Annotated in this window: 13 protein-coding genes; 7 read left to right on the top strand and 6 right to left on the bottom strand. The window is 38.1% G+C overall.

Annotated features, from left to right (window positions below; translation table 11 throughout):
- Positions 1-8: 8 nt before the first annotated feature.
- Positions 9-824, bottom strand: a complete 816-nt coding sequence (locus ABGT15_RS07075; protein ID WP_367230734.1) for a 2,3,4,5-tetrahydropyridine-2,6-dicarboxylate N-succinyltransferase — start codon at positions 822-824, stop codon at positions 9-11.
- Positions 825-874: 50 nt separating this feature from the next.
- The gene (locus tag ABGT15_RS07070; protein WP_367230733.1) at positions 875-1,765 is read right to left on the bottom strand and encodes a hypothetical protein; all 891 of its coding nucleotides are present in this window, start codon (positions 1,763-1,765) and stop codon (positions 875-877) included.
- 84 nt (positions 1,766-1,849) lie between these two features.
- On the opposite strand from ABGT15_RS07070, the gene ruvX reads away from it, so the two are divergent.
- Positions 1,850-2,266, top strand: a complete 417-nt coding sequence (gene ruvX / locus ABGT15_RS07065) for a Holliday junction resolvase RuvX (protein WP_367230732.1) — start codon at positions 1,850-1,852, stop codon at positions 2,264-2,266.
- 106 nt (positions 2,267-2,372) lie between these two features.
- Complete coding sequence (locus ABGT15_RS07060) at positions 2,373-3,881, top strand: malate:quinone oxidoreductase (protein WP_367230731.1); 1,509 nt, start codon at positions 2,373-2,375, stop codon at positions 3,879-3,881.
- A 47-nt stretch (positions 3,882-3,928) separates the two neighbouring features.
- Here ABGT15_RS07060 and ABGT15_RS07055 read toward each other — a convergent pair whose 3' ends face one another.
- Positions 3,929-6,142, bottom strand: a complete 2,214-nt coding sequence (locus tag ABGT15_RS07055) for an FUSC family protein (protein ID WP_367230730.1) — start codon at positions 6,140-6,142, stop codon at positions 3,929-3,931.
- A 153-nt stretch (positions 6,143-6,295) separates the two neighbouring features.
- On the opposite strand from ABGT15_RS07055, the gene def reads away from it, so the two are divergent.
- From def to ABGT15_RS07030, 5 genes are all read left to right on the top strand, one after another.
- Complete coding sequence (gene def / locus ABGT15_RS07050; protein WP_367230729.1) at positions 6,296-6,883, top strand: peptide deformylase; 588 nt, start codon at positions 6,296-6,298, stop codon at positions 6,881-6,883.
- A gap of 56 nt (positions 6,884-6,939) precedes the next feature.
- Positions 6,940-7,362 carry a DUF5606 family protein gene (locus tag ABGT15_RS07045; protein WP_367230728.1) on the top strand — a complete coding sequence of 141 codons (423 nt, stop codon included), beginning with the start codon at positions 6,940-6,942 and terminating at the stop codon, positions 7,360-7,362.
- Positions 7,363-7,487: 125 nt separating this feature from the next.
- On the top strand, positions 7,488-8,261 hold the full coding sequence (gene mazG, locus ABGT15_RS07040; RefSeq protein WP_367230727.1) for a nucleoside triphosphate pyrophosphohydrolase: 774 nt from the start codon (positions 7,488-7,490) through the stop codon (positions 8,259-8,261).
- Between the two features lie 13 nt (positions 8,262-8,274).
- Entirely contained in the window at positions 8,275-8,601 is a 327-nt protein-coding gene (locus tag ABGT15_RS07035; protein WP_367230726.1) for an antibiotic biosynthesis monooxygenase family protein, read from the top strand.
- Positions 8,602-8,612: 11 nt separating this feature from the next.
- The gene (locus ABGT15_RS07030; RefSeq protein WP_367230725.1) at positions 8,613-9,749 is read left to right on the top strand and encodes a hypothetical protein; all 1,137 of its coding nucleotides are present in this window, start codon (positions 8,613-8,615) and stop codon (positions 9,747-9,749) included.
- A gap of 2 nt (positions 9,750-9,751) precedes the next feature.
- Here ABGT15_RS07030 and ABGT15_RS07025 read toward each other — a convergent pair whose 3' ends face one another.
- The 3 genes from ABGT15_RS07025 to ABGT15_RS07015 all read right to left on the bottom strand — a co-directional run bounded on the left by ABGT15_RS07025 (position 9,752) and on the right by ABGT15_RS07015 (position 13,170).
- Positions 9,752-10,258 (bottom strand): OsmC family protein, encoded by a 507-nt coding sequence (locus ABGT15_RS07025; protein ID WP_367230724.1) that lies wholly within the window; start codon positions 10,256-10,258, stop codon positions 9,752-9,754.
- Between the two features lie 73 nt (positions 10,259-10,331).
- On the bottom strand, positions 10,332-12,218 hold the full coding sequence (locus tag ABGT15_RS07020) for a DUF349 domain-containing protein (RefSeq protein WP_367230723.1): 1,887 nt from the start codon (positions 12,216-12,218) through the stop codon (positions 10,332-10,334).
- 202 nt (positions 12,219-12,420) lie between these two features.
- Complete coding sequence (locus ABGT15_RS07015) at positions 12,421-13,170, bottom strand: shikimate dehydrogenase family protein (protein WP_367230722.1); 750 nt, start codon at positions 13,168-13,170, stop codon at positions 12,421-12,423.
- Positions 13,171-13,173 lie beyond the last annotated feature (3 nt).

The following is a 13,173-nucleotide window of genomic DNA, read 5'->3' as shown; positions in this document are numbered from 1 at the left end:
GTGGCTTATTACACCGCTACATCGTATTCTCTCAACGCATTGTTCAAAGACGTTTTCAAATCTGTTGAAGGTTTACGTTTCCCGATAATGAGTGCACAAGGCACCTGATATTCCCCAGCAGCAAATTTTTTGGTATAACTTCCCGGAATCACTACCGAACGTGCCGGAACGATTCCTTTCATTTCTACAGGTTCATCACCCGTAACATCAATGATTTTAGTAGAAGCTGTTAAACAAACATTAGCGCCTAAAACCGCTTCCGTTTCCACGCGAACACCTTCCACAACAATACAACGGGAACCAATAAAAGCACCGTCTTCAATAATAACCGGAGCAGCTTGTAACGGTTCTAAAACCCCGCCAATTCCAACACCACCACTCAAGTGTACGTTTTTACCAATCTGGGCACAGCTTCCAACCGTTGCCCAAGTATCGACCATGGTTCCTTCATCTACATATGCACCGATATTTACATAACTCGGCATCAAAATAACTCCGCTTGAAATATATGCACCATGACGTGCTACCGCATTTGGAACCACGCGAATTCCTTTTTCGGCATAATTGCGTTTTAAAGGCATTTTGTCGTGGTATTCGAAAATTCCCACTTCCAATGTTTCCATTTTTTGAATTGGGAAGTACATTACTACGGCTTTTTTCACCCATTCGTTAACCTGCCAGCCGCCTTCAATGGGTTCAGCCACTCTTAGTTTTCCAGAATCTAACAGTTCAATTACTTCTCTGATGGCTTTTGTTGTATTCTCTTCTTGTAATAATGCACGGTTTTCCCATGCCTGTTCTATAATATTTTGTAGTGCTTCCATGTTGAATTATTTAGCAGCAAATATACTTATTGTCATCCGGATGAACTAATTTACCCAAGCTGATATTTGGGGATTTTCCATTTATAACCTTTTAAAATTTTTTGTGTAGTTTTTTGAAAAAAAGACATTTTTTTGTATTCTAATTTTGGAATTGCTAAGGTTTCTGGTTCAATCGCAGTAGTTTTCGGGACTAATTCTTCAAATTTTTTTAAATGATAAACATTGAAGAAATCCTTTAAAACACTTCGAAATTCTTTAAAATACCAATAATGATGAATATGCTTTTCAGTCGATTTCGGTCTGCCGGATTTTTGAAATAAATAACTCAGCGCCAACTGTTCCATAACAAAAAGTTTTTCCAATGCATAAAGTTGATCGGTAAGTTCTTCAGCGGCTTTTAAAATTGTTGCATGTGACGAGTTTAAGCCGATTACGCCAGAATTCCAAACTACGAAAGATTTCTCAAACACTGCTTTTTCTGTAGTGCTGAGTTCAAAACTGTTTTGCTTTTGGAGCACTTTTCGTGTTTTTTTTGCAATTCCGCCTTTTTTGCCTTCCAGTAAACCTTCGCATTTGTCAAAAAACAATTCGCCTTTGTCTATTTCTATGAAAATTTCGGAAATGTTTTTTCTGAAAACCGTATCACTGTCCACAAATAAAAAACTTCCGGAATAGTGTTGAACAGCATCTTGAAGTACTTTGATTTTAACCCTGTTGATAAAATTATCAGGACCTTTCCAATTGCTTAATTCTGAAGGGGAAATATTTCTTACAATGGCATTTTGAGGTGTTTTGCTTCTGAAAAAATCAGGCGTATCCGTGTAAATAATTGTTTTTATTTCGGTATCCGGATTGTTTTTGCAGAAGGAAAGTAATGAAAACAAGGCTTCATTCAGGTAGTCTGTTGCACCGACGGCCAGAAAAATAAGGTAATGTTTCAAATTATAAGAATAAAACCAAATATACGATTTTACAAATTATCGAAAAAGAAATCCGAAAATAACTTAATTTTACTCAAAAAAGAAATGCCAAGAATCCTTGCCATAGATTATGGACAAAAGCGTACCGGAATTGCCGTAACCGACGAATTGCAAATTATAGCCTCCGGTTTAACCACAATTCCGTCTGAAACCGTTTTACTTTTCTTAACGGATTATTTTCAAAAGGAGAAAGTGGAAAAAGTACTCATCGGTGAACCCAAACAAATGAATGGAGAACCTTCAGAAAGTACGGCTGTTATTGAAGCCTTTGTAGAAAAGTTTAAAGTTAGTTTTCCCAACATGATTTTAGAGCGGGTTGACGAACGTTTTACTTCTAAAATGGCATTTCAAACCATGATTGATAGTGGTCTTAAAAAGAAACAACGTCAAAATAAAGCGTTAATTGATGAAATTTCCGCAACAATTATGCTTCAGGATTATCTATCCCGAAAAATGTTTTAAAAAATGTTTCTAATTCCTTAAAAATGATTTTTGGAGAGTAAAGCCTTGAAAATTAAGATAACTTTTGCAATGGAAGCCGTAAATTTGTGCATTGAAATCCATTGCAATGACAACAACAACACAAAAATCAGAAGCAGATGTAGTTTTGATTGGCGCCGGTATTATGAGTGCTACTTTAGGATTACTTCTGAAAGAACTACAACCTAATTTAAAAATCGAAATATTTGAGCGTCTGGATGTTGCTGCCGCAGAAAGTTCCGACGCCTGGAACAATGCAGGAACAGGTCATGCCGCGTTTTGCGAATTGAATTATACCCCTGAAAAAGCAGACGGTTCCATTGATACCTCCAAAGCCGTAAAAATTGTGGAAGCTTTCGAGGTTTCCCGTCAGTTCTGGTCGTATTTGGTGGAAAAAGGATTGCTTAAAAATCCGGAGAGTTTTATCAAGCATGTGCCTCATATGAGTTTTGTTTGGGGTGAAAAAAACACCAAATACCTTAAAAAGCGTTACGACGCGATGCAGCAGTTTCATTTGTTTAAGGATATGGAATATTCCGAAGATCCGCAAACCATTAAAGAATGGGCACCACTAATCATGGAAGGCCGAAAAGGCGCTAAAAAAGTAGCTGCAACTACCATGAAATACGGAACCGATGTGAATTTTGGAGCCTTAACCCGAAACATCTTCAAGTATTTGGAAACCTTGGAAGGCGTTAGTTTGCATTTCAATCATGAAGTAAAGAAACTTAGAAGATACGACGACGGCACTTGGCGTGTACGCGTGAAAGATTTGGAAACCGGTGGAAAAAAAAGAGTAAAGACTAAATTTGTTTTCATTGGAGCCGGCGGTGGTTCATTGTTGTTGCTGGAAAAAGCAAACATACCGGAAGGTGAAGGTTACGGAGGTTTCCCGGTAAGTGGTCAGTGGTTGAAATGTACCAATGAAGAACTGATTGCCAAACATCAGGTTAAAGTATACGGAAAGGCAGCTGTGGGCGCACCACCAATGTCAGTTCCACATATCGATACTCGTATGATTGATGGTAAAAAAGCGTTGCTGTTCGGACCTTATGCAGGTTTTTCAACTAAATTTTTAAAGAATGGTTCGTACTTCGATTTGGCGAAATCGATTCAATTAGACAATATTAAACCGATGCTTTCTGCTGGAATCAATAATATTCCGCTTACCAAATATTTGATTGAACAGGTTTTTCAATCTTCAGAAGACCGAATGAAAGCCTTACGCGAATATTTACCGGATGCGAAACCGGAAGACTGGACGTTGGAAAATGCCGGACAACGTGTTCAGGTTATCAAAAAGGATAAAAACGGAAAAGGAGTTTTAGAATTCGGAACGGAAGTGGTAAACTGTGCCGATGGTTCGTTAGCAGTACTTTTAGGAGCATCTCCGGGAGCTTCAACGGCAGTTTCTATTATGCTGGATTTGCTTGGTCGTTGTTTCAAAGAAGAATTAGCCACACCAGAATGGCAGGCGAAACTAAAAGAAATGATTCCTTCTTACGGGCAATCACTAAATGCAAACCCGGAATTAGCCGATGAAATCCGATACAAAACCGGAACGATTTTGAAACTACGCGATGTAGTGACAGCTTAATCAACTTGTAAATAATATGAAAGCGCATCCGAAACGAATGCGCTTTTTTAGTTTTCGGCAGTAAGTGTTTTGGATACTTTTAAAAGGTTCTCCGATAAATTAATCAACCAAATCAGCTGGTCGATAACCAATTGTGCTTCTTCCATTTTCTGACGGAAATCGGCATCTTCCAAACCATCGTTTTTAAGTTCACGAGCGCGGATGTTTTTCAGTTCGGTAAAGCTTAAATCCAAGCGTTCTTTTTCGTCTTCAGTTAACGATACATTGTGCTTGCTGTTAAGGGATTGGATGACTAAATTTAAATTTCGGATCACAGAATTAGCCACGATATTAAAGGCTTCCGACGCTTTAGTGGTTTTATGAGATTGTACATAAGTGCCCAAGGAAGCAGCCGACGAAAGCAATGTATGATTGAGTACTACGAATTTATATACCTGTGCCATGTTTTTCTGCTTGGATTTCGGTTCCTGTTTCATGCGCTGAAAAGAAGCCATCAGGTTTCCGATTTCGATGAAAGCCTGTTTGCGGGCTAATTTATAAGTCGTTGTCACTTCACCTTTCTCATTGTAATACGCGGTAATTTCCTTTAAATAATTTCTGTTGGCAAGAATTGATTTTTCAAGATATTTGTTAAGGTTCAGGAATTCCCACGAAGGCCATAAAAAATAATTGGCAAGGAACGCCAGTCCTGCGCCTAAAAGGGTGTCAAGCACTCGGTATTGTATTACTTCCAGTACATTTGGTGTAATCATTCCGAAAATGAAAATGACATACACGGTTACAAAGGTGGCCCCGATTTTGTAATTTATTTGTGAATAGGCATATCCAAAAACCATAGCAATAACCGATAAAGTTCCCAAAACGTAATGATTCTGAGTAAAATACAAGATGCCAAAAGCAATGGCTCCACCCAAAAGCGTTCCGTAGATGCGTTCAAAAGAGCGTTGTTTGGTAAGGCCGTAGCCTGGTCGCATAATCACTACTATGGTTAGTAAAATCCAGTACCCGTTTTGAAATGGAAGCACTTGTCCTATAATGAACCCAATCAAAATTGTAATCGATAAACGTAACGAATGCCTGAAAGTGGTAGATGAAAAACTGAGGTTTTCTAAAAGGGTACCGATGCGATAATTTTGAGGGGTTAGGAATTTTTCGATTTCCTTGTTTTTGCGTTTTAAAATTTCGGGATTCATGGAACCGGTCAACGCCTGTTCGATCACTTTTATTTTTTCAATTTGTTTTTGGGCGTAATGCTGCATGTTTTTGAGCATTAAAACGCCTTCGGCTGCCTGGTTTTTACCAACTTCTTCCTGATACTGCTGAATTACTTTTTCAAGATTTTCCAAAGCATCGAACAGTACATTATCAGGGATGTATGCTGTGTCGGCTTCTAAACTCTGCGACAGTTTTTTGAGGGTGGAAGCGATCGTATAGGCCAGATTTTGATATGTTCTCAGTACTTTCGGATGGCTGTCAAACTTTTTGTGTAGGTTTTCATGGTTGAAGGCGAAGGATAACGCAATTTCAAGAATATCCACCAAATTGGTAAAAACAATGAGCTTTCTTCTGTTTTGATTGGAGTTGTTGGAATTAATGGCATTTCGAATCAAATATTCCCGAATGTTTTCGTGTATTGTATTGATTTCTACCTGAAGTTCCAATTGTTTTTCGGTTATTTTGGCGCGATCTGCATCGGCATTCCATAAATCACCACGAAGTTTTAAGTATTTGGAAGTAAGTCGTAAACAATCGGCTAATTGCAAATCAATATAACGATGCGGTCTCAAAAAGTAAAATAGGAGCGAGATAAACAGATAAAATAACCCGCCTATTAAGATGTAGCCACAATGTTTCAAAAGTTCGGCACCTGTATAAGAATGACTGAAAACCAATGTTGCCGAAATCAATGCAACGAATGAAATCATGTTGGCCCTATGTCCGTAAACGGAAATCATGGATAAAAAAAACACCAAAAACAATAAAACCGGATAAACGATAAAGGTGTAATTCTGAATAAATCCCAAGAAAAGATTGGTACCCGTGATCAGGAAAATGGCAATCAGGATGCCTTTAATCTTGTGGTTCAAACTTCCCGGAACATCACTTGGGAAAGTAAGCAAAGCGCCAAGTGCAATTACAAAACCTTCTTGAAAATGACCCAGTTGCGATAAAGTAATAACCGGAAGTACGCATGAAAGCGTTGCTTTTACAGCGTTTGCAGCATTAGTGTTATCGGCGTATTTTTTTATTCTCTGAAGCATAGTTGTCAGTGCAAAGGTAGGAGCCTGTAAGAAAAGCAACTATAAATTTAAGAATCATTTCACATATTGTGTTTAAAAAAAGTCAAAACGGGTCAAATACTGTCTATTTCTTTCTTTTTTGATTACTTTTGCGGCATAATTAAGTAACAGAAAATGATTTTACCGATTATAGGATACGGCGATCCGGTACTTCGCAAAGTTGGAGAAGAGGTTTCAAAAGACTATCCAAACCTTAAAGAAGTGATTGCCAATATGTATGAGACCATGTATAATGCACATGGAGTAGGACTGGCAGCCCCTCAGGTTGGCTTGGCTATCCGTATTTTTATTGTGGATTGTGAGCCGTTCAGCGACAGCGACGATTTGTCCAAAGAGGAAGAAGAACAATTAAGAACGTTCAAGAAAACCTTCATCAATGCTAAAATCCTTAAGGAAGAAGGTGAAGAGTGGGGTTTCAACGAAGGTTGTTTGAGTATTCCGGATGTGCGTGAGGATGTGTTTCGTCATGAACAAATCACTATTGAGTATTACGACGAAGATTTCAACAAGCACACAGAAGTTTATGAAGGTTTGATTGCCAGAGTAATACAACACGAGTACGATCATATTGAAGGAATTTTGTTTACCGACAGAATATCTTCGCTTAAAAAACGTTTAATCTCCAAGAAATTGCAAAACATTATGGAGGGGAAAGCCCGTCCGGATTATAAAATGAAATTTGCGGCCAAAAAAGGACGATAATTTTTGTTTTTTAAGGTAAAGATTAGATATTTGTCACCCTATTAAAATAATACACAATGAGCATAGAAAGAATATTAGCCATTTCTGGTAAACCGGGGTTATACGATTTGAAATTACAAACCAGAACAGGATTCGTTGCCGAGTCTTTGATTGATGGTAAAAAAATAACGGTTGGAATGCGCAGTAACGTAAGTTTGTTATCTGAAATTTCCATTTATACTAATAGCGGTGAAGTACGTTTGTCTGAAGTTTTCAGAAAAATCGCTGAAAAAGAAAACAATGGTGCTGCCATTTCGCACAAAGAAGATAACGCTAAATTAGAAGCGTATTTCGCGGAAATTTTACCGGATTATGATCAGGACAGAGTATATGCGTCCGATATCAAAAAGGTATTGAACTGGTATAACATGCTTCAGGCAAAAGGAATGGTTTCCAAAGACGCTCCTGCAACTGCTGAAGTTGAAAAAACTGAAGAATAAATTTTGATTCAAAGTTAAGTTTTGGTTTCTATCGTTTTCTATTTGATTACTGCTAACTGAAACTGTTTACTAATAAAGTCCCGCCTTGTGGTGGGATTTCTTATTTTTACACAAATTCTCATGCTATGAACACACGCCAACAACAACTGGAAGCTTTCAACCGATTGCTGGACATTATGGACGATTTGCGCGAAAAATGCCCTTGGGATAAAAAGCAAACCCTTGAAAGTTTGCGCCACTTAACCATTGAGGAGGTCTATGAATTGGGTGATGCAATTCTGGACAACGATTTGGACGAAATCAAGAAAGAACTGGGCGATGTGTTGTTGCATATTGTGTTTTATTCCAAAATCGGAAGTGAAAAAAAAGCATTTGATATAGCTGATGTGGCGAATTCGATTTGCGATAAGCTGATAGACCGTCACCCTCATATTTACGGTGATGTAGTGGTGGAAAATGAAGAACAGGTAAAACAAAACTGGGAAAAGCTCAAACTGAAAGAAGGTAAAAAATCCGTTTTAGAAGGTGTTCCCAAGAGCTTGCCGGCGATGGTAAAAGCGAGCCGAATCCAAGACAAAGTGAAAGGCGTTGGTTTCGATTGGGAAGAGCCGCATCAGGTTTGGGAAAAAGTGCAGGAAGAGCTTTCCGAGTTGCAACATGAAGTCGAAACGGCGAATCAGGATAAAATAGAAGCCGAATTTGGCGATGTTTTGTTCTCGATGATAAATTATGCACGGTTTTTGAATGTAAATCCGGAAGATGCCTTAGAGCGCACCAATAAGAAATTCATTAAAAGATTTCAGTATTTGGAAAGCAAAGCCAATGAAATCGGAAAGCCTTTGGCAGACATGACGCTTTCAGAGATGGATGTGTTTTGGGAAGAAGCAAAGAAGTTATAAATTATAATTATAAATGGAAAGTATGATTGCAAAAACACCAGAACCACCATATTATGCTGTGATTTTTACTTCAGTGAGAACGGAGAAAGAGGAAGGATATGGAGAAACTGCTGATCGAATGGTGGAATTGGCCAGTGAACAACCCGGTTTTTTAGGCGTGGAATCCGCCCGGAATGAAATAGGAATCACGGTTTCGTACTGGAAAGATTTAGAGTCGATTAAAAACTGGAAAATGAATACCGAACACACCATCGCCAGAGAAACTGGAAGAACGGATTGGTATCAAGCCTTTAAAGTGCGTATCGCCAAAGTGGAACGCGATTATGATTTTACAAAATAATTAAACTGATAATGAAACAAGTAACTTTACTATTCCTGTTGATTGCAAATAGTATTATGGCTCAAAAAGCTGTTAAAGTAACCGAACAAACCCTTAAAATTAAACCAAATTCCACGGAAGAATTGCAATACGGATTTGCTGACGGCGATAAAATCGTATTCACGTTTGTGGAAGAAAACGGAAATAAAGTCAGTGAAGTATCTGTTTCCGAGTATCCGGAAGTAACTAAATTCAAGGTTTTAGATGCTAAAAAAATTAAAAAAGAAGAGTTGTTGGTAACTCATAAATCGGTCTATAAATTTCAGTTTAAAAATACAGGAAACTACGAATTGACAGGAAAACTTATTATTCAACGTATTCCGTCAAACCATAATACTGCCAATTTTAATACAAGTGTAAAATGGATTACGGAACAAGATACGGTCTGGAATTCGATAACAAAAGAAGTAGTGGTAGGTTATGATACTTTGCGTCTTCAGAAAACAAGGAAAGTAGCATTCTACGAGAAAAAATACGAAGAGATGGTATTGGATAAAAACCAGCGGGTTAATGCCAAAACCACTTTTGATTCCAGTACTTCAAGTGTGTTTTTCTCTTTGCCGAAAAACGAGATTTCCGAGAACGAAACTAAAAAAGTAATTGCATGGGCCTATTGGGTAGGGGTAGGAAAAGAAAGTAACGAATACTGGAACCAGAACAGAAAAATGATTGTGGGTGCCGTACAAGGTGTCGCCTCTTATTTTTCGACTCCTTTGGGTGGCATTGCTGCAGGAGCTATTACCAATCTTGCTTTGCCTTCTAATGGTGAAGATGTAGAATATGCCTTGGTAAATGAGGAAAATAAAAAGTTGTTTATGGAAGAAAAACCAGCCAAGTCCTACGATTTTGGAAAAGGCATTGCGGCTTACAAGCGATTTACCGAACCGAATTTACTTCAAGGAAAATATTTCGTAATGATGAAAAACGACAATTACGTGCAGTCGATAGATGTAAACGTGAAAATTTCAGCCATTATGGAGCACAAAAAGTATAAAACAGAAACATATACCGATACACAGATTACGCCAAAATATAGCAAGAAAATTGTTTCAGAGCCTACGATTGTTACGCGTAAGATATTGGTAACGTCAGATTATGCCCGCAAATAGCGTTAAAGGTTGATGATTTTTGTGTTTACCTTGGTAGCATTGATCAAGGTTTGGTAAACCACACAATAACGCTCCGTTAGTTTTAAAAGCGTTTCTATTTTTTCGTCATTTTCGTTTGATTTGATTTCAAAAGTCAAGCGTATCTGTTGGAAACCGACTGGGATTTCTTTTGAAAGACCAAGCGTTCCCCTGAAATCCAAATCGCCTTCAGCTTTTACGATACACTCATCTACTTTAATTCCTAGAGATGTTGCTACGGCATTTAGTGTAACTCCGGCACACGCTACTAAAGATTCGAGCAGCATATCGCCGGAACATAATTGTAAGCCGGTTCCTCCGGTTGCCGGGTGGAGGCCTGCTTCTGAGATGCGTAATCCGGTTTCGATTTTACAGGAAACGTTTTCTCCAAGGTGACCTTGCGCTTTTAGTGTTATTAAAGCTGAAGCTGCATCGTTGGTGTATTTTTCTTTTAACGGCGTTTGCAGTTTTTTTAATTCTTCACTTGTCATGATTACGGAATTGGTAAAGTTTTGGAAATAAAAAAACCGCAACTCTTTAGTGAAATTGCGGTTTTGCTTGAAATTATTCCTGTTTAAGACTTCTTATCTGTTTCAATTTTTCTTTCCACGTTTTTAACTCTTCTTTGTGGCGTTCGATGCTTTTGTTTACCTCTTTTACCAAAGGATTGTCTGCTTTGGCATTGGAAATGAACTGCACATTGTTTTCCAACTGAAAGATTTCATTTTGTACTTCATCAATTTTACGCATGATGAAAATCTGTTCATTCTGTAACTGACGTTCATCACCTTCTGCCAATTGTCCCAATCGGTTGTTGAATTTAGCCATTTCAGCATCTTTTTTGGATAAACTCAGTTTGTCAAACAAGGCATCTAAGATTTTGTTGAATTTGCCTTCAATGTGACGGCGGTTATGTGGTACTTTTCCGAATGCTTTCCAGTTTTCGATATGTTTTTTAATAGCATCTAAATCCGATTTGTGTTCACCGGTTAACTGAAACTCCTTGATGCTTTCCAGATAGGCTTTTTTGCTTTCAAAAGCTTCTATTTCCTCGTTACTGGCTTCGTTTCGTTTGGCATGCATTTTATCGAAATAGTGATTGCAGGCCTCTTTAAAATCTTTCCAGACGGCATCGGAGTATTTTCTTGGAACATGACCAATTTTTTTCCAGTCTTCCTGAATCTGCTTCATGATTGGGGTTGTCGCATTGAAATCCTCGCTATCCTGTAAGGATTTTGCTTTTTCCACCAAAGCCAGTTTTTTATTCAGATTGTCCTGCTGATCTTTTTTGATGTCTTTGTAAAAAGCGTTTTTTTGGGCATTGAAATGGCGCACCGCATCTTTGAAAGAAGTCCAGGTTTCCTCGTTAACTTCCATCGGTACTTTTCCGGCCTGCATGAAAGCCGCACGCAGCGCTTCGATTTTTTCAATCTGACCTTGCCATGCACTGTGGGAAACTACTTCTTCCTTAGCAACGGCGTTTATTTGTGTGATAATTTCTTTTTTGCGGGCGAGATTTTCTTCTTCAACTTCTCTTGCTTTTGCAATAAGGCCTTCGCGTTTGTCGTGCAGTTGTCTTGTCAGTTCGCTGAAACGGTTCCACAATTCTTCACGGTGTTCACGCGATACCGGTCCTATTTCTTCTTTCCAGATTTTATGTAAAGACTGTAATTCACGGAAAGCTTTGGCAACGTCTTCTTCTTTAACCAATTCCTCAACACGGGCAATGATTTTAAGCTTCTGATCGTAATTGTGTTTGAAATCCATATCGCGGGCCTCACGATCTAAATGCAAATGGTCGTAAAAACGTTCAATATGAAAGTGAAAGTTGTTCCAAACGTGATTGTATTTGTCACGCGGAATTGGTCCGGCATTTTTCCAACGTTCCCGTAGCTCGTTAACGTTTTTAGCTGTTTCCTGCATGTTCTCGCCGGAATTGTCAACAAGGTTCTTCAGTTCTTCAATAATAGCAAGGCGAACGTCCAGATTGTTTTTCAGACTGTTCTGCATTACTTTGAAGTGTTGATTCTTCTGCTCTCTGTATTTGTTGTAAATTGAATCAAATTTGTTTTTAAGCGGGAAATGATAATCAAATCCGCTGGTGTCGCCATTATTTTCATGGCTGTATTCGTCGCGCTTCTCATCAATGAAGTGGTGGTATTTCACCATGAAATCTTTACGGATTTCTTCCACGTGATTGCGAATAGACATTACTTTTTCGTTGGAAACCAGTTTGTTCAGTTCGTCGGTAAGTTCTTCCATTGACATGGCTTCGTAGTGAAGCATTGGTATGTCGTGCCCTTCACTGATGCTTTCGTCTTCACTTTCTTCCGCATTAGAATTCTCAATAGCTTCAATGGCCGATTGATTTTCATTCTGAGCAGTTTCCGCCTGGATAATTTCTTCCTGTCCTTCTGCCTGAGGCAGGTTACCATTCTTTTCTTCTAACATTGTAATAAATGCTTAAGTTTAACATAATTTTGCCGAAGATACTAAAGCAGCCCGATAATTCAAAGGAAAACAGGTTAAATAAACGGTTTTTCGGTTGAAATACATCTTTAATAATATAAGGACAATTCTTACTTTTTTAAAGATTGGATCATTGGCCAATAAAATTATTTTAAAAAAGGGTTCTGCAAGTAAGATTTTAGGGCTATTTGTTCCATATTTCCCATGCTTTTTCAGCCTGAAAAACCAACATATCGTACCCGTTTTTTACAGTTGCTCCTTTTTCTTTCGCCAATCGTAAAAATTTGGTTTCATCCGGGTTGTAAATTAGGTCGTAAGCGATGTGTTTATCGGTGAAAAGGGAATAATCTAAAGGCGGACAGTTGTCAACATCTGGAAAAGTGCCTATTGGAGTTGTGTTGATGACAATCTGATAGTCGTCAAATATGTCTTTTGTTAATTCGTCATACGAAAATTGATATTCTGACGGTGTTCTGGATACGAAATCATATTCAATTCTGAGTTTTCGCAGTGCATAGGCAATCGCTTTACTGGCGCCTCCCGTACCTAAGATAAGGGCTTTTTCATGGTGTTTCTTCAGTAAAGGTTTTAATGATTTTTTAAATCCGTGAAAGTCTGTATTGTAGCCTTTAAGGTCGCCTTTTTTGGAGATCTTAATTGTATTTACAGCTCCAATTATTTTTGCGTTTTTGGAAAGTGCAGTCAAAAAGGGGATTACGGCTTCTTTATACGGAATGGTTACATTTACTCCTTTAAGATTTTTATTGTTTGCGACAATGTGTTTGAAATCATCAATCGATTCCACATCGAAATTTTTATAGGAATAATGGTCAAAGCCGATTTTTTCAAACTTTTCCGTAAAGTATTTTCTGGAAAAAGAATAACTGATGTTCTTTCCCAACAAACCGAATTTCTTTTTTTTGAGCTTTTGCATAAA

Origin of the sequence: Flavobacterium enshiense, from assembly GCF_040750275.1 — a bacterium.
Classification (GTDB): Bacteria; Bacteroidota; Bacteroidia; order Flavobacteriales; family Flavobacteriaceae; genus Flavobacterium; species Flavobacterium enshiense_B.
The sequence above is the reverse complement of the archived record's forward strand: the minus strand, read 5'-3'. Positions and strand labels throughout refer to the sequence as shown.